Raw genomic sequence first — 15,667 nt, 5'->3', positions numbered from 1 at the left:
ACATGACAAAATTAGCAGTAGTTGGTGCAACAGGATTAGTTGGAACAAAAATGTTAGAAACTTTAGACCGTAAAGAAATCCCTTTCAATGAATTGGTTCTATTTTCTTCAGCTCGTTCAGCTGGTCAAAAGATCGAATTTAAAGGGAAAACATATACAGTACAAGAACTAACAGATGAAGCAGCAAGTGAACACTTTGATTATGTACTTATGAGTGCTGGTGGCGGTACAAGTGAACATTTCGCCCCACTATTTGAACAAGCGGGCGCTATTGTCATTGATAATTCTAGTCAATGGCGTATGACTGAAGATGTTGATTTAGTTGTACCTGAAGTAAACGAACCACACTTTACAAGAGGAATCATTGCTAATCCAAATTGTTCTACAATTCAGTCTGTCGTACCATTAAAAGTATTACAAGATGCTTTTGGTTTATCAAGAGTAGCTTATACGACATATCAAGCGGTTTCAGGATCTGGTGTTAAGGGTAAGAGAGATTTATCTGAAGGTGCAAATGGTAAAGCACCTGAAGCCTACCCTCATCCAATTTATAATAACGTATTACCACATATTGATGTATTCCTTGAAAATGGTTATACAAAAGAAGAACAAAAAATGATAGATGAAACGCGTAAAATTTTAAATGATAAAGATTTAAAAGTGACTGCAACTTGTGTACGTGTACCAGTTCAAGATAGTCATAGTGTTGAAATGGATGTTACTTTAAATCAAGATACGACTGTTGAGGCAATTCAAGAATTATTTGATAAGGATGATCGTGTTGTTCTTGTTGATAATCCAGCTAAAAATGAATATCCTTTAGCAATTCACTCAACAGGTAAAGACGATGTGTTTGTTGGTCGTATTCGCCGTGATGACACTTTAGATAATACATTCCACGTATGGTGTACATCAGATAACCTACTTAAAGGTGCAGCATTGAATGCCGTTCAAGTTTTAGAACAAGTTTTAAAATTGAAAGGAGTTCTTTAATATGACACACATGTTTGAAGGTGTAGGCGTAGCATTAACAACGCCATTTGTAAATAATGAAGTAGATTATGATGCATTAAGACGACACGTTACATTCTTATTAGAAAATAATGCACAAGCGATTATTGTAAATGGAACTACAGCTGAAAGCCCTACGCTAAACGATGAAGAGAAAGAACATGTTTTAGAAACAGTTGTTAATTTAGTTAACAAACAGGTACCTGTGATTGCAGGTACAGGTACAAACAATACTGAAAAATCTATTCAAGCGTCTGTACGCGCACGTCAACTTGGTGCAGATGCAGTGATGCTTATCACACCTTATTACAATAAAACAAATCAACGTGGTTTAGTTCAACACTTCGAAACAATTGCGAATGCAGTTGAATTACCTGTGGTCTTATATAATGTACCTTCACGTACGAATATGACGATTGAACCAGAAACAGTTGAAACGTTAAGTCAAAATAAATACATTGTAGCGCTTAAAGATGCGACAAATGATTTTGATTATTTTGAAGAGGTTAAAAAACGTGTAAATCAAGATGAATTTGCCATTTATAGTGGTAATGACGATAATGTTGTTGATTTTTATAAACGTGGTGGCAATGGCGTGATTTCAGTAATTGCTAACGTCATTCCAAAAGAATTTCAACACTTATATGATGCTAAACAAGATGGGGACACAATGGCAAAAGCATTTGAACCGATTGGCCGTTTATTAGACGCGTTATCAGTTGATGTTAATCCTATTCCAATTAAAACATTAACTGCTTATGAAGGATTTGGAAGCTATGAATTACGTTTACCTCTTGTACCACTTGAGGAAAATGATCGTCAAACATTAGAGCAAGCTTACGAAACATTTAAAGCAGGTGAAAAATAATGAAAATCTTATTAATTGGCTATGGCGCTATGAACCAGCGTGTTGCAAGATTAGCTGAAGAAAAAGGCCATGAAATTGTCGGTGTTATTGAACCGACTCATAGTGAGTCAACACCCTACCAACAATATCATCATATAGCCGATGCTAAAGAAGCAGATGTAGCAATTGATTTTTCTAATCCTAATTTATTATTACCCCTATTAGATGAATCATTTGAATTGCCATTAGTCGTTGCGACTACTGGTGAAAAAGAGAAAATCACTCAAAAATTAGAATCATTAGGTAAAAAGATGCCAGTATTTTTCAGTGCGAATATGAGTTATGGTGTACATGCGCTTACTAAGATTTTAGAAGCGGCAGTTCCCCTACTACAAGATTTTGATATTGAACTGACAGAAGCACATCATAATAAGAAAGTGGATGCACCTAGTGGTACATTAGTGAAGTTATATGATGTTATAGAAGGTTTACGTGATAAAACAACGCCAGTTTATGATCGTCATGATAAAACTGAGAAGCGTTCACCTGATGAAATTGGTATTCATACCGTTCGTGGTGGTACGATTGTTGGTGAACATGATGTATTATTTGCTGGCACAGATGAAACAATTACGATTTCACATAAAGCACAATCTAAAGATATCTTCGCGAATGGTGCAATTGGTGCAGCTGAAAAGTTAATCAACAAGGAAAACGGTTTTTATACGTTTGATAATTTATAAAATATAACTAAAGGAGCAAAATTATGGTACAACATTTATCAGCACAAGAAATTATTCAATATATTAGTGATGCAAAAAAATCAACACCTTTAAAAGTTTATGTCAATGGTACATTTGATGGGGTCAACTTCCCTGAATCATTCAAAGTGTTTGGATCAGAACATTCTAAAGTTATCTTTTGTGAAGCAGATGACTGGAAACCATTTTATGAGACATATCAAAATAAATTTGAAGATGTAGAAATTGAAATGGACCGACGCAACTCAGCAATTCCTTTAAAAGATTTAACAAATACGAATGCACGTATCGAACCAGGTGCTTTCATTCGTGAACAAGCTATCATCGAAGATGGCGCAGTTGTAATGATGGGTGCAACAATTAATATTGGCGCAGTTGTTGGCGAAGGAACGATGGTAGATATGAATGCGACTTTAGGCGGTCGTGCTACGACTGGTAAAAATGTACATGTTGGTGCTGGATCAGTATTAGCTGGTGTCATCGAGCCACCTAGTGCGTCACCTGTTGTCATTGAAGATAATGTGTTAATTGGCGCCAATGCAGTTATTTTAGAAGGTGTTCGAGTTGGCGAAGGTGCAATTGTGGCAGCTGGCGCTATTGTGACACAAGATGTACCTGCAGGCGCAGTTGTTGCTGGAACACCTGCTAAAGTGATCAAACAAACATATGAAGTAGAAGATTCTAAACGTGAAATTGTATCAGCATTACGCAAATTAAATGATTAATTTATAATAATTACAAGTCAGTTGAAACAAAGGAGTGGCCTATGTTTTGAACTTGAACGTGAGTATGCTTAACGCTCTAACGTTCAAATGATTACATCGCCCCTCCTCATTGTTTCGACTTTTTATTATCATGATACTTAAAAGTATATTTTGGGATTATTACAATGAAAGGAATGATAATGATGAATGAATTAGAATTTGTAACAACACACCGTCGACATTTACATCAACATCCTGAATTAAGTTTACATGAATATGAAACTACACAGTACATCAGGGATTTCTTAACAGAATTAGATGTTCCATTTGAACGTCCATTGGAAACAGGTGCAATTGCATATCTTGAAGGTAATAGTCAGCATACTATCGCTTATAGAGCAGATATAGATGCATTACCTATTTTTGAAGAAAATGATGTAGATTTTCGTAGTCAAAATGATAACGTGATGCATGCATGTGGTCATGATGGGCATACGACGGCATTGATGCTATTTGTAAAACGATGTAAAGCAATGGCAGATAAAGGTACGCTTCCTCACAATATTGTATTTATATTTCAACCTGCAGAAGAAACAGGTGGTGGCGCGCATCGTCTTATAAAAGCCAAAGCTTTTGAAAATTACCCTATTGAAGCTGTATTTGGAATTCACGTTAATCCTTTTTCTGACGAAGGCACAGTTGTCATTAGAGACGAAGAAATTACTGCAAGTGCGACAGAGTACCGATTCTATTTAACAGGACTATCTAGTCATGTTGCTGATAAAGAACAAGGTCATTCATGTGGAGAAGCATTACAACATGTCTTAACACAAGTGGGACAAATACAACAATTTCATTTGAATGGATTAAAACGAAATATTGTACATATGGGTCATTTTGAAGCTGGTGAAGCTATCAATACAGTACCAAGTAATGGCTATTTAGAAGGAACAATCCGTACATATGACGTCGATGATTTAACTATTGTAAAAAATCAAATGCAAAAAATTGCTGAAAGTGTCTCTTTGTTATTTAATGTGACATGTGAAGTGAAATTTGAGGAAGGCTATCCACCTACAATGAATAGTCCGAAATTACGTGAACCTGTTGAACAAGCACTTAACAATGCTAATCTAGAAGTCATCGACAAACCTACACCTTTCTTATTCGGCGAAGACTTTAGTTTTTATGGTCAATTATTAGCACCTGCTTATTTTGTATTCGTTGGCACTCGAAATAAAGAAAAAGGTTATGTGACAGGATTACATACGTCTCATCTGAATTTTGATGAAAAGGTATTAATAGATGTAGCTAATTATTATGAACAATTATTATTAAATTATAAAGAGGTGTAAGCATTGACAGCAATTTGGTCAGTCGATACAGAAGCATTTTATAGCAATGCTAAGAAAGTGAAAAATCAACAACCCATTATGGCTGTTGTTAAAAATAACGCCTACCACTATGGTTTAGAATTTGCGGTTAAACAATTTTTACGTGCAGGTATCAATACATTTAGTACGACGTCACTTAAAGAAGCAGTTCGAGTGCGTGAATTAGCACCAGACGCAACTGTATTTCTAATGAATGCGGTATATGATTTTGATACGGTTCGTGATTATCATATTCATATGACCTTACCTTCTTTAAATTATTATTATGAGCATAAAGCAGATTTACGAGATATTCATGTACACTTAGAGTTTGAAAATTTACTACATCGTTCTGGTTTTAAAACATTGGAAGAGATTCAACAGGTGTTACAAGATCATCAACAGAATAAAAATTCTGAACGCATGATTATTTCTGGCTTATGGACACATTTTGGTTATGCTGATGAATTTGGTGTGCCTGAATATGATGAAGAACGTTCAGCATGGTTGAATGTTTTACATACATTATTAAATGAAGGGTATCAATTCGACTATATACATTCTCAAAATAGTGCAAGTTATTATCGAGAAGGACAAGTCGTTCTTCCCCACCATACACATGCTAGAGTGGGTATCGCTTTATATGGTTCACGACCCTATAGTGATTTGGATGAATCAACCATCCAACAAGCATTGACTGTAAAGGCTAACGTCATTCAAATTAGAGAAGTTCAAAATGGTGACTATTGTGGCTATAGTTGGGCTTTTGAAACACAACACGATAATACTAAGCTTGCTGTAGTAGATGTTGGTTATGGTGACGGTATATTAAGAACAAGAGCGCAACATGAAGCACTAATTAATGGCAAGCGCTACCCTATTCGAGCATTAATGATGAGCCATATGTTTGTAGAAGTTGATGAACACGTACATGCACAAGATCAAGTTGTATTATATAATGAAAGTATGCGCATTGATGAATATACCTTTAAGGGTGTGGGAGCAAATTCAGAACAACTGAGCGCTATGAATCACGATTCTCTTATAAAGGAGTATAGATAAAGATGACAGTAGAATATAACGAATACGGCGAATTAACAATGGGAGGTACAAGTCTTAAAACAGTTGCACAAAGCTTTGGTACCCCAACCATTGTTTATAATGAAGAACAAATTCGAAATCAAATGCGTCGTTATCATAAAGCATTTCAACAAAGTGGATTAAAATATAATATTTCATATGCCTCTAAAGCATTTACATGTATACAAATGGTTAAATTAGTCCAAGAAGAAGACTTACAACTCGATGTTGTATCTGAAGGAGAATTGTATACTGCATTAGAAGCTGGCTTTGACCCAAGTCGTATACACTTCCATGGTAACAATAAAACGAAGCATGAAATTAGATATGCCTTAGACAATCATATCGGATATTTTGTCATAGATTCTTTAGAAGAAATCGATTTAATCGATCGATATGCTAGTGAAACGGTACAAGTAGTATTAAGAGTTAATCCAGGTGTAGAAGCACATACACATGAATTTATCCAAACTGGACAAGAGGATAGTAAATTTGGATTGTCGATACGTTATGGCTTAGCCAATGAAGCAGTTGATAAAATCAAACAAGCTAAACATCTTAACTTAAAAGGTGTACATATTCATATTGGATCTCAAATTGAAGGTACAGAAGCATTTATTGAAACTGCAAAAATAGTTATGAATTGGTTAAATGATCAACAAATTCAAGTTGATTTACTTAATCTTGGTGGTGGCTTTGGCATTAAATATGTTGAGGGAGATGTTAGCTTCCCTATTGAAAGCGGCATTGCTGAAATCACTGATGCAATCAAAAATGAAGCGAATCAGTTAAATATGGAAACACCTGAAATAGGTATTGAACCAGGTCGTTCTATTGTTGGCGAAGCTGGAATCACATTGTACGAAGTAGGTACGATTAAAGAGATACCGGAAATTAATAAATACGTATCTATCGATGGTGGTATGAGTGATCATATTAGAACAGCACTATATGATGCTAAGTATCAAGCTTTATTAGTAAATCGACACGAAGAAGCGGATGATACAGTAACTATTGCGGGTAAATTATGTGAATCTGGTGATATTATCATTAAGAATGCAAAATTACCAAGTTCTGTACAACGTGGCGACTATTTAGCGATATTATCAACAGGTGCATATCATTATTCTATGGCATCTAATTATAATCAAATGCAAAAACCATCAGTATTCTTTATTAAAGATGGAAAAGCACGTGAAGTGATTAAACGTCAATCATTAAGACAACTCATTATTAATGATACTAAATAATTATAGTTAACTTTAATCGGCATTTCATAAGGCTATAACAATTAGTTTGTTGAAACTAGTTGCTATAGCCTTTTTCTAGATATTGAGAGATATGATGGCTAAATGATTTTCGAGAAGTTAAACATAAAAAACGTTACTTAACACCAGAAAGTGAAAGTAACGTTTTTTATGACGATCAAATAAGTATCCCTTATATTCACAAAGCATATTGAATGAACAACAAAAAAACACCTTACATCTTGGTAAGGTGTTAGTTAATAAAGTCAATTAATTACAATCTATTTATTATAGTTTTACAACGTTCGCAGCTTGTGGTCCGCGGTCGCCTTCAACTACTTCAAATTCAACTGATTGACCTTCTTCTAATGATTTGTAACCATCTTGGTTAATTGCTGAGAAATGTACGAATACGTCGTTTTCTCCTTCAACTTCGATGAAGCCGAATCCTTTTTCAGCGTTAAACCATTTAACTGTACCTTGTTTCATAATCTGAAACCTCCAAGACTAAAATTCATTCAATATGCGTTATTCGCATATTACAAAAAATACATGACCTAATTACTCATAACGATAATAGCAAATATTTTTTGCAATATGGAATAAAACTATTGCTTACTTGATATTATAATTTATATAATGCAAAATTGCAATACAATTATAGGAAATTATCATTTAAACTATTTTTGGAAGATTATAATAAACTTCATTATTTTTTAAAACAATAAAACTATAAAATATTTGCAAATCCTCATCACAATCTTCACAAAAATTCAAATCACAATTATTGTAAAATGCGTACATGTTATATTTTCCCATCACACAGTTATCGTAATAATCGTTGCAATCTTTGATTAATTTACAGTAAGCATCTAACATGTCTTCATATGTAGAAAACTCAGATTGTTTCACAATCTTTTCTGGCCAATCTTCAAACAACCACCAACCTTCATAGTCAGCTCTAATTTTTGCAACCGTCCACATATGTATCCCCTTCTTCTTAAAATTCTATACTGATAATTTTAACTGGTTGTATATCAAAATCAAGTTAGAAGACTCATACTTTTGACTGATAGACGATATAGCAATTATTAGTTTTTTTACGTCTTTATCCTTATAATAGTGATATGAGGTGATAATAATGGAACGTAAACATATACAAGTATTTGGCACAGTACAAGGTGTCGGTTTTAGATTTTACACTCAAAGATTAGGCAATCAACATCACGTTGTAGGTACAGTGCAAAATGTTGAAGACTATGTTGATATATATGCTCAAGGAGAAAAAGAAAATTTAGAAGCATTTATCAATAGCGTTATTGCAGGTGCTTCTCCTGCCTCACATGTAACTAACTATCAAGTAGAAGATTTAGATATAGACGAAACATTAACTGAATTCAAAACAATTTAAATAAATACAAAAAAAGGAAGATGGCAGTTGAGATATAATATTTCAAGAGTTTTGGGGGCGATGGTAGGTATACCGGTAGCGATAATTGCTTGGATGGTTAGTATCTTTGGATTTGATCTGTCATTTATCGTTGACGGGGTCATTGGTTTGGGTGGATTTGTCTTATCGTACTTCCCTACTCAACGTTTGACTTCGCGTAAATATCTAAATGAAATAGGTTTAACTAGAAGAGAATATAGATATGTTAGAAGTCAATTAAACCAAGCACAATCCAAAATACGTTTGATTTTAAAATCATTTATCAATATTCGTTCTATTAAAGATTTCAGACAGGTCAACGATATCTATAGAATCTCTCGCTCGATTTATATGAGTGTGAGACAACGTCCAGGTATGTTTTTTAAAGTAGAAGGATTCTTTTATTCGCATATTGATAATGCCTTGAATTTAGTAGATTCATATACGAGATTAACTAAAATGCCTAGAAAGTCTCCCGAAGAAAAGCAGAAATTAGAACAAACAAGAATTACATTAGATGAAGTAAAACGAACATTAGTAGCGGATTTAAAACAACTGAATGAAGACGATTATGAACGATTAGATGTTGAAATGGAATTAAATAAAATAGAACAACAGCGTCGAAAAAAATTATAAAGATAAGGAGCGTAAATGGACATGGCAAATGAACAAGAACGTACCCCATCACACCCTCTTGATCAATATATCAATCATCAATCTGAGCAACCTAATACGATTGTAGAAGATTTTGAACATCAATTTACTGAAGCTGATCAAAAAAGGATTAATGAGATTAGTGAACAAATTAAGCCACTTGATCACGATGGTCTATTATCTTTTGGTACAAACTTACAACAAAATATGTCGCAGTTTTCACATCAAATGTTGGACGATGTACAGTCAAAAGATATGGGTCCTGTTGGTGATTCATTAAACCAATTGATGAGTAAATTAAAATCTGTGAACCCTAATGACTTAGACCCTAGTAAACAATCTAGACTAAAACGTCTTTTTAGAAGAACGAAATCTTCAATTAATGAGATTTTCTCTAGAATGCAATCAGTGAGTTCACAGATTGATCGAATCACCATTCAATTGGAAAAGCATAAAGGTAACTTAACGAAGGATATAGATTTATTAGATGGCTTGTATGATCAAAATAAGCGATATTTTGATGATGTGACGCTTTATATTGCAGCAGCACAACGAAAAAAGCTAGATATTCAACAACATACTATTCCAGAGTTACAAAAGAAAGCTGAAACATCAGGCAATCAGATGGATATTCAAGCAGTCGCAGATATGGAGCAATTTGTGGATCGCTTAGAAAAAAGAATCTATGATTTACAACTTTCAAGACAAATTGCCATTCAAACTGCACCACAAATACGAATGATTCAAAATGTAAATCAGGCATTAGCTGAAAAAATTCAGAGCTCAATACTAACAAGTATTCCATTATGGAAAAATCAAATGGCTATTGCACTGACATTGATGCGTCAACGGAATGCAGTTTCAGCGCAACGTGCAGTCACTGATACAACGAATGATTTATTAACTCAAAACGCATCGATGTTGAAACAAAATGCGATTGAAACGGCAACTGAGAACGAACGCGGTGTTGTCGATATTGAAACATTGAAACAAACACAAAGTGATATTATTGATACTATTGAACAAACATTACAAATTCAACATGAAGGTCGTCAAAAACGACAAGCTGCAGAAAAAGAATTGTCAGGTCTTGAAAATGATTTGAAACAACATTTATTATCAATGCGAAAAGAACCTTAAAAAGCTTCCCTATTTAATTTTAGGGAAGCTTTTTTAATATCTATTCTTTTTGATAAACGATAGGTTGTTGTTTGATAAAAATACTAATAATATATGCAATAATAGTAGTCATTACAGCAATTGGGAACCATTCTAATGAATAATCTTTAAGCCATAGATGGTCCATAAAGCTCAATTTTAACCATCCTTGTGTATGAATCACACTCAAGATAGATACAATTGCAACTACAATAACAGTGATTTGCTGTGTAATAGGTTTTGTTGGAATGAATCTAGCTATCAAGATGAGTAACACTACTGTGATTGCCACAGGATAGATGACGCTAAGCACAGGTTGCGACATTGTAATGACAGCATTCAGACCTTGATTTGCAATGATAAAACTAATAATAGTAAAGAAAATTACAAATGCTTTATATGAAATTTTAGGTATGATTCTATGGAAATACTCACTTACAGCAACTATTAAACCACATGCTGTTGTTAGACAAGCTAAAGCTACTATAATACCTAATAAATACTTACCGAAAGTTCCGAAACCAGTAGATGCCATTGTCGTTAATAAAAATGTACCTACGTTTTGGTCTTTAGCAGCAAGTGATTTTAACTTTGCATCAGAAATATCAATATGATTTCCGATAAATCCTAACGAAATATAGATAAAGATTAATGCGACAGCTGCGATTAAACCTGCCATTAAGGTTTGCTTAAATATCTTATCAGCATGATTGACACCTGTTGCTTTAATCGCATTCACTACAATCATTGAAAATGCAATCGCAGCAATCGCATCCATTGTTAAGTAACCTTGTGTAAATCCTTGAGAAAAACTACCTATATTACTGTTGAAAAGTTCTGTATTACCATGACTTGATGAATGGTCACTAAAATCAATAAACCCTTTAACAATCATTGCTAAAATAGTGATCAGTAATAGTGGCGTAAGTAAGGAGCCGATACGATCGACCATTTTATTTGGGTTAATGCATAAATATAATACGATAATAAAGTATATAAGTGTAAATATAAATAAAGCCAGATTGCCATTGGTATGCGCTATCGGTGTGACAGTCATTTCAAATGATGTTGATGCTGTACGAGGTATAGCAAATAAAGGTCCAATAGTTAAATAAATCACTATTAAAAATATTATCGAAAAAACTGGTGATATTTTATTAAATGCCCCAATATAACCTTGTTTATCAAGTGCACCAACGACAACACCAAGTAATGGCAGTCCAATACCAGTTAGTGCAAATGCGAGAATCGCAGGCCAGAAAAAGTGTCCACTATCTAAACCTAAGTTCGTTGGGAAGATTAAATTACCTGCACCAAAGAACATAGCAAAAAGTGTGAACCCTACAATCCATGTATTCTTGTTCATAATGCTGCTCCTTTGTCCTTAAATATGCAACATTAAACATTCTAGCATAGATATAATTCATAAGTCTATATAATTTCAGAAAATTTAAAAACTTAGTTAATTTAAATTTATCAAATAGACATATTTTTAAAAAGATTTAAGCAATAGTTTTTTCAATAATGGTGATAGTAAACTTGGTAAATGTTCAACACCTTCAACAAATATTGAATATTGACCATAAATATTATGAATCGTCTGCTCTATATCTTCAGTAATTGGATCCTGACTCAAGAATACATTGAAGACTTCAATACCAAATTTACGCGCATTTTCAACAGCTTCGTACGTATCTATGATGCCATCTTGACTATAATTATATGCAGAAGGCTCTCCATCAGAAAAGACAATGAGAAATCGTTGATGATGACTGCGACGAATTAATCTATCGCTCGCGATTCGAATGGCAACCCCATCACGGTTATCGTCTTGTGGTTCGAGGGCCATTATTCGAGGGCCATCTTTCTTCAATGTTGAATAGTCGTAATGAATGATTTCATCTATAATATTAGGTTGCTTCGTATCATCTGAATCAAAGGCATCTTCGTTAAAGGCCAATATTTCATGTTTTACGTTTAATTCTTTTAACGTCTCGTGGAAGAGTACGACACCTTTAATCGTTTCGTCCATTTTATCATGCATACTAGCTGAAGCATCGATTAATAATGTGAATGTTGCATCAAATGATTGGCTTAAATCTTGTTTTTTATAGAACAATTTATATTGATCATCTATAAACCAATTAATTAAATTTTTCTGTAATCTGCCTTTAGTTAGATTATGTCTTTCATCTTGATGTTCACGTTCGATTGTCTTTTTAATAATTTGGATTAAATCTTTAATTTCAAATTGCACATCATTTTTAACATCTTCATAAGCCTGGATGTATTCAGGTAAAATGTCAGGGACTTTCCATTTAATATCAACATTTTGATTAATGCCATCTAATGCGAAAGCACTATTTTGACCAATAAAGCCTCCTTCTTCGCGATCAAGCGTGTTTTGAGACACCTTACCTTTTTTAGTCATCATATCGGTCATGTCATCAGATGAGTCCCCTTCTCTAGCTGTATCATTGTCAGCCATTACTTCACTGTTTTCACCCTCATGTAGTTCCATTTCGAGATAAGCGCCACCTTCAGAAGAACTATCAGCAGCTTTGGTTTCTGCTTCGGCTGTCACAGCATCATTTTCCTCTTGTGACTGATCTTTACCATCTGTATTAGCAGCATCTGTTCGCTTTAAGTCTTCAAACAGGTCTTGTTGAATGTCTTTATATAGATTTTTGGAGATATAATAATATTCATTTAACATATCTTCTTTTAATAAATCATCTACTTGATATAATATACGTTCAGCTAAAAACATATTGTCTTCAGAATTTTGATTTTGAAAGAAGTTAGGCAAATATTGATACATATTGACTAAGACGTCATCAAATTTTGGATGTATGGATGGAACATCATAGAAGTTTTGATTAATAAAAGCATGTTCTAAATATAAAAATAATAAATCTGTGTATAGTGTTTTCGTTTTATAAACATTAATTTGTGATTCAGTAAATGTAAGTCTGGTATTTAAACGTAAATCTATATACTTTGTAGTGCTTGGACGTTGTATTTTAATTTCATTAAATATACGTATATCTTCTAATAATTTAAATAGTTGTTGGAAAAATTTAGGATGTTTAAACTCGTTATTGTGTAACACCTCATTAACGATACCTACATCCATCATTCGATAACCATAGGCCGCTAACATAACATCTGTTTTGAGGCCAGCAGCTTCAACTTCTTTTGGACGGTGGGACCAAAACCAACTTGTAATAAGAGTATTACTAAATGGATTGTAAAAAGGGAATTTTTGAATTTTAACTTGTGTTTGCTCGTTTTTTAAAAGTAAACGAGCTAAGTCTTGTAACATCATCACTTGTTTAGCATCTAACTGTTCGTCGTTAAATTTAATGAAACGGTCGCTCATGATTTATCCCTCTCTAAAAGTTAAGTTCAATTGCATTTATGATGGCTTGTTGTTCTCGTTCATCCTCAAGTTTATCTATAATTGTACGTTTAATCGCACGTTCGATAGGCATTACAGTTGCTAAGTCACTTAAATCAATCAGTGCACGTATACTTGCTGCTTCTTCAGAAATTTGACCTTGTTTGGTCATTGTACGTAAATCTTCGTTGAATTTAATGATTTTTTGGATAGTTGCATCATCTTGTAAACGACTTTGTTCTTTAATAACGTGACTTAAAATATCTCCATCGATATAATCCACTTGTATCACAACAAATCGGTTTTTAAGTGCCTCGTTCATAGGTAGCGTACCTACATAGCCTTCATTGATAGCGGCAATCACGTTAAAGCCAGGCTTTGCTTGAATAACTTCACCTGTAAAGGGATTAGTTATACGTCGACGGTAATCTAACACACCATTTAAGATAGGTAATGTTTCCGGCTTAGCCATATTGATTTCATCAATATATAAGATATGTCCTTCTTTCATGGCTTTAATAACAGGTCCATCAATAAAAACGATTTCTTGATGCCCTTGTTCATTCGTTTTGATTGTTTTAAATCCTAATAGACTTTCTGCATCTAAATCAACTGAACAGTTAACTTGATACATTGGTGTATTTACAACTTCACTTAATGTTTCTGCGAGTTTAGTTTTCCCAGAACCTGTTGGTCCTTTTAATAAAATATTCTTATTTAAATCAAATAATGCTTTCGCATCATTAAAAACTGAAACGTCAGCATTTTTATATTGTGCTTGTACCATAAATCATATGCTCCTTTTTTATCTATATGAAAAAGACTAAGACATGTGGGTTTGGATTTCCAATTGTCTTAGTCTTGTTGACTATTGTCTTTATATACTTGTTTGACAGTCTAAACTGATTGAAACGATTTTAAACTTCTTTAAAGTATGTTTTGTAATAGCCACCAACTAAACCTGAATTATCGATGATTTGATAATATTCTTCAGTTTCATTAATGACATCATATTGTTCACCAACAGTAAGCATATCAGATACAGTGAACTTCTTCGCATCTGTATTTGTCACTTCTACTTTTTTAATTGGTGTACGTTCTTTCCATGTTTCGTGTAACATTTTATTTCCCTACCTCTATGATTATTTTAATAATTTTATTTTTCTAGTGTATAAATGAATGAAATACCACTGTTTTCAGTTATTCGCAGTGAATCAGAATCATCTTGTTCTAATGTTTTATATGGTATACCTATATCATCTAATGTTTGCTTAGCGTTTTCAAATTCCGACTTATTTTGAGTGGAAAATTCTATTTGTTCAACCATACCTACATCTTCATTATTGATTTCTGTCTCTGCTTCATATAGATGCAGTTCACCACCAAGGCCACCTTCTCCAATTTTAAATACTTGGATAGCTTGTGTTGATTCTTCAGAGGGATGATATTCTGCAAATATATTTAATCCAAATACATTTGTAAGGATAGATGCTGTGATTGGCAATTCATTTACCTTAAGAATCACAGGGCCTAAACCTTGAATTTGATGTAGCGGATTGACAGTACTTTCAAATGATGACATGCCTAATGGAACGCCTGTATTATGTTCGTTTGAATAGATATCAAATAATTGTTGATTATGATCCTTGAAGTTAAAATGCTTATTACCATTGAGTTCAGTAATTGAGCTATAAGATATTTGATGATTTGTGAAAATAGATTGATATTCATCTAGACCAGAATCGGATGGTGTTCTTAAACCAACGCTATCGATATGTAAGTTTTGATAATTGTTATTAGGTACTTCCACAAAATGTATGCGCGTACCTGGGCTTAAATTAGCATCACCAAATCTTAAAGCATGTTCACCTTTTTCAGATGAATTAAAACCTAATATATTTTCAAATAAATCTTTAGTTTTAGATAGGTCACTTGTACCTAACGTGACACTTCTAAGTCCGCTCATATACTGACACCCCTAATCATTTATCGTTACAATATTAT

The 15,667-nt window shown here is 33.5% G+C and carries 17 protein-coding genes; 10 read left to right on the top strand and 7 right to left on the bottom strand.

What is annotated here, in order from left to right:
* The first annotated feature begins 2 nt into the window (after positions 1-2).
* The 7 genes from EL082_RS06735 to lysA all read left to right on the top strand — a co-directional run bounded on the left by EL082_RS06735 (position 3) and on the right by lysA (position 7,025).
* The gene (locus tag EL082_RS06735) at positions 3-992 is read left to right on the top strand and encodes an aspartate-semialdehyde dehydrogenase (RefSeq protein ID WP_002466842.1); all 990 of its coding nucleotides are present in this window, start codon (positions 3-5) and stop codon (positions 990-992) included.
* Between the two features lies 1 nt (position 993).
* Positions 994-1,878: a 4-hydroxy-tetrahydrodipicolinate synthase gene (gene dapA, locus EL082_RS06730; RefSeq protein WP_002466856.1), complete on the top strand. Its 885-nt coding sequence runs from the start codon at positions 994-996 to the stop codon at positions 1,876-1,878.
* Positions 1,878-2,600 (top strand): 4-hydroxy-tetrahydrodipicolinate reductase, encoded by a 723-nt coding sequence (gene dapB, locus EL082_RS06725; RefSeq protein WP_019235902.1) that lies wholly within the window; start codon positions 1,878-1,880, stop codon positions 2,598-2,600. Before dapA ends, dapB begins: the two co-directional genes overlap by 1 nt.
* A gap of 23 nt (positions 2,601-2,623) precedes the next feature.
* Positions 2,624-3,343: a 2,3,4,5-tetrahydropyridine-2,6-dicarboxylate N-acetyltransferase gene (gene dapD / locus EL082_RS06720; RefSeq protein WP_002466841.1), complete on the top strand. Its 720-nt coding sequence runs from the start codon at positions 2,624-2,626 to the stop codon at positions 3,341-3,343.
* Positions 3,344-3,525: 182 nt separating this feature from the next.
* Entirely contained in the window at positions 3,526-4,677 is a 1,152-nt protein-coding gene (locus EL082_RS06715; protein ID WP_049415138.1) for an amidohydrolase, read from the top strand.
* Positions 4,678-4,680: 3 nt separating this feature from the next.
* Positions 4,681-5,757 (top strand): alanine racemase, encoded by a 1,077-nt coding sequence (locus EL082_RS06710; RefSeq protein WP_002466840.1) that lies wholly within the window; start codon positions 4,681-4,683, stop codon positions 5,755-5,757.
* 2 nt (positions 5,758-5,759) lie between these two features.
* Positions 5,760-7,025, top strand: coding sequence for a diaminopimelate decarboxylase (gene lysA, locus EL082_RS06705; protein ID WP_049415132.1), 1,266 nt, complete (start codon positions 5,760-5,762; stop codon positions 7,023-7,025).
* A gap of 285 nt (positions 7,026-7,310) precedes the next feature.
* On the opposite strand, the gene cspA is transcribed toward lysA, so the two are convergent.
* Both cspA and msaA read right to left on the bottom strand, forming a co-directional pair.
* Positions 7,311-7,511 (bottom strand): cold shock protein CspA, encoded by a 201-nt coding sequence (cspA, locus tag EL082_RS06700; RefSeq protein ID WP_002433901.1) that lies wholly within the window; start codon positions 7,509-7,511, stop codon positions 7,311-7,313.
* Between the two features lie 186 nt (positions 7,512-7,697).
* Complete coding sequence (gene msaA / locus EL082_RS06695) at positions 7,698-8,006, bottom strand: regulatory protein MsaA (RefSeq protein ID WP_002466858.1); 309 nt, start codon at positions 8,004-8,006, stop codon at positions 7,698-7,700.
* A 157-nt stretch (positions 8,007-8,163) separates the two neighbouring features.
* On the opposite strand from msaA, the gene EL082_RS06690 reads away from it, so the two are divergent.
* The 3 genes from EL082_RS06690 to EL082_RS06680 are packed head-to-tail and all read left to right on the top strand — an operon-like array spanning position 8,164 to position 10,245.
* Positions 8,164-8,433, top strand: a complete 270-nt coding sequence (locus tag EL082_RS06690; protein WP_002466833.1) for an acylphosphatase — start codon at positions 8,164-8,166, stop codon at positions 8,431-8,433.
* Between the two features lie 27 nt (positions 8,434-8,460).
* Entirely contained in the window at positions 8,461-9,087 is a 627-nt protein-coding gene (locus EL082_RS06685; RefSeq protein ID WP_015365008.1) for a 5-bromo-4-chloroindolyl phosphate hydrolysis family protein, read from the top strand.
* Between the two features lie 15 nt (positions 9,088-9,102).
* Entirely contained in the window at positions 9,103-10,245 is a 1,143-nt protein-coding gene (locus tag EL082_RS06680; protein ID WP_002466832.1) for a toxic anion resistance protein, read from the top strand.
* A 40-nt stretch (positions 10,246-10,285) separates the two neighbouring features.
* On the opposite strand, the gene brnQ3 is transcribed toward EL082_RS06680, so the two are convergent.
* The 5 genes from brnQ3 to EL082_RS06655 form a co-directional block, all read right to left on the bottom strand.
* On the bottom strand, positions 10,286-11,629 hold the full coding sequence (gene brnQ3 / locus EL082_RS06675) for a branched-chain amino acid-like transporter carrier protein BrnQ3 (protein ID WP_015365006.1): 1,344 nt from the start codon (positions 11,627-11,629) through the stop codon (positions 10,286-10,288).
* Between the two features lie 126 nt (positions 11,630-11,755).
* Positions 11,756-13,645, bottom strand: a complete 1,890-nt coding sequence (locus tag EL082_RS06670) for a vWA domain-containing protein (protein WP_103286304.1) — start codon at positions 13,643-13,645, stop codon at positions 11,756-11,758.
* Between the two features lie 13 nt (positions 13,646-13,658).
* Complete coding sequence (locus EL082_RS06665) at positions 13,659-14,450, bottom strand: ATP-binding protein (protein ID WP_002466844.1); 792 nt, start codon at positions 14,448-14,450, stop codon at positions 13,659-13,661.
* Between the two features lie 130 nt (positions 14,451-14,580).
* Positions 14,581-14,784: a DUF6501 family protein gene (locus EL082_RS06660; protein ID WP_002466853.1), complete on the bottom strand. Its 204-nt coding sequence runs from the start codon at positions 14,782-14,784 to the stop codon at positions 14,581-14,583.
* A gap of 35 nt (positions 14,785-14,819) precedes the next feature.
* A complete protein-coding gene (locus EL082_RS06655; RefSeq protein WP_103286303.1) occupies positions 14,820-15,629 on the bottom strand; it encodes a VOC family protein in 810 nt (269 codons plus the stop codon).
* Between the last annotated feature and the right edge of the window lie 38 nt (positions 15,630-15,667).

Source organism: Staphylococcus warneri, from assembly GCF_900636385.1.
GTDB lineage: Bacteria > Bacillota > Bacilli > Staphylococcales > Staphylococcaceae > Staphylococcus > Staphylococcus warneri.
Note: the sequence above shows the minus strand (reverse complement) of the source record. Positions and strands in the feature narration are given on the sequence as shown.

Excerpts from the sequence above, each read along its gene's own strand:
- EL082_RS06735 (WP_002466842.1), top strand. The coding sequence starts at position 3 with ATGACAAAATTAGCAGTAGTTGGTGCAACAGGATTAGTTGGAACAAAA.
- dapA (WP_002466856.1), top strand. The coding sequence starts at position 994 with ATGACACACATGTTTGAAGGTGTAGGCGTAGCATTAACAACGCCATTT.
- dapB (WP_019235902.1), top strand. The coding sequence starts at position 1,878 with ATGAAAATCTTATTAATTGGCTATGGCGCTATGAACCAGCGTGTTGCA.
- dapD (WP_002466841.1), top strand. The coding sequence starts at position 2,624 with ATGGTACAACATTTATCAGCACAAGAAATTATTCAATATATTAGTGAT.
- EL082_RS06715 (WP_049415138.1), top strand. The coding sequence starts at position 3,526 with ATGAATGAATTAGAATTTGTAACAACACACCGTCGACATTTACATCAA.
- lysA (WP_049415132.1), top strand. The coding sequence starts at position 5,760 with ATGACAGTAGAATATAACGAATACGGCGAATTAACAATGGGAGGTACA.
- cspA (WP_002433901.1), bottom strand. The coding sequence starts at position 7,511 with ATGAAACAAGGTACAGTTAAATGGTTTAACGCTGAAAAAGGATTCGGC.
- msaA (WP_002466858.1), bottom strand. The coding sequence starts at position 8,006 with ATGTGGACGGTTGCAAAAATTAGAGCTGACTATGAAGGTTGGTGGTTG.
- EL082_RS06690 (WP_002466833.1), top strand. The coding sequence starts at position 8,164 with ATGGAACGTAAACATATACAAGTATTTGGCACAGTACAAGGTGTCGGT.
- EL082_RS06680 (WP_002466832.1), top strand. The coding sequence starts at position 9,103 with ATGGACATGGCAAATGAACAAGAACGTACCCCATCACACCCTCTTGAT.
- brnQ3 (WP_015365006.1), bottom strand. The coding sequence starts at position 11,629 with ATGAACAAGAATACATGGATTGTAGGGTTCACACTTTTTGCTATGTTC.
- EL082_RS06670 (WP_103286304.1), bottom strand. The coding sequence starts at position 13,645 with ATGAGCGACCGTTTCATTAAATTTAACGACGAACAGTTAGATGCTAAA.
- EL082_RS06665 (WP_002466844.1), bottom strand. The coding sequence starts at position 14,450 with ATGGTACAAGCACAATATAAAAATGCTGACGTTTCAGTTTTTAATGAT.
- EL082_RS06660 (WP_002466853.1), bottom strand. The coding sequence starts at position 14,784 with ATGTTACACGAAACATGGAAAGAACGTACACCAATTAAAAAAGTAGAA.
- EL082_RS06655 (WP_103286303.1), bottom strand. The coding sequence starts at position 15,629 with ATGAGCGGACTTAGAAGTGTCACGTTAGGTACAAGTGACCTATCTAAA.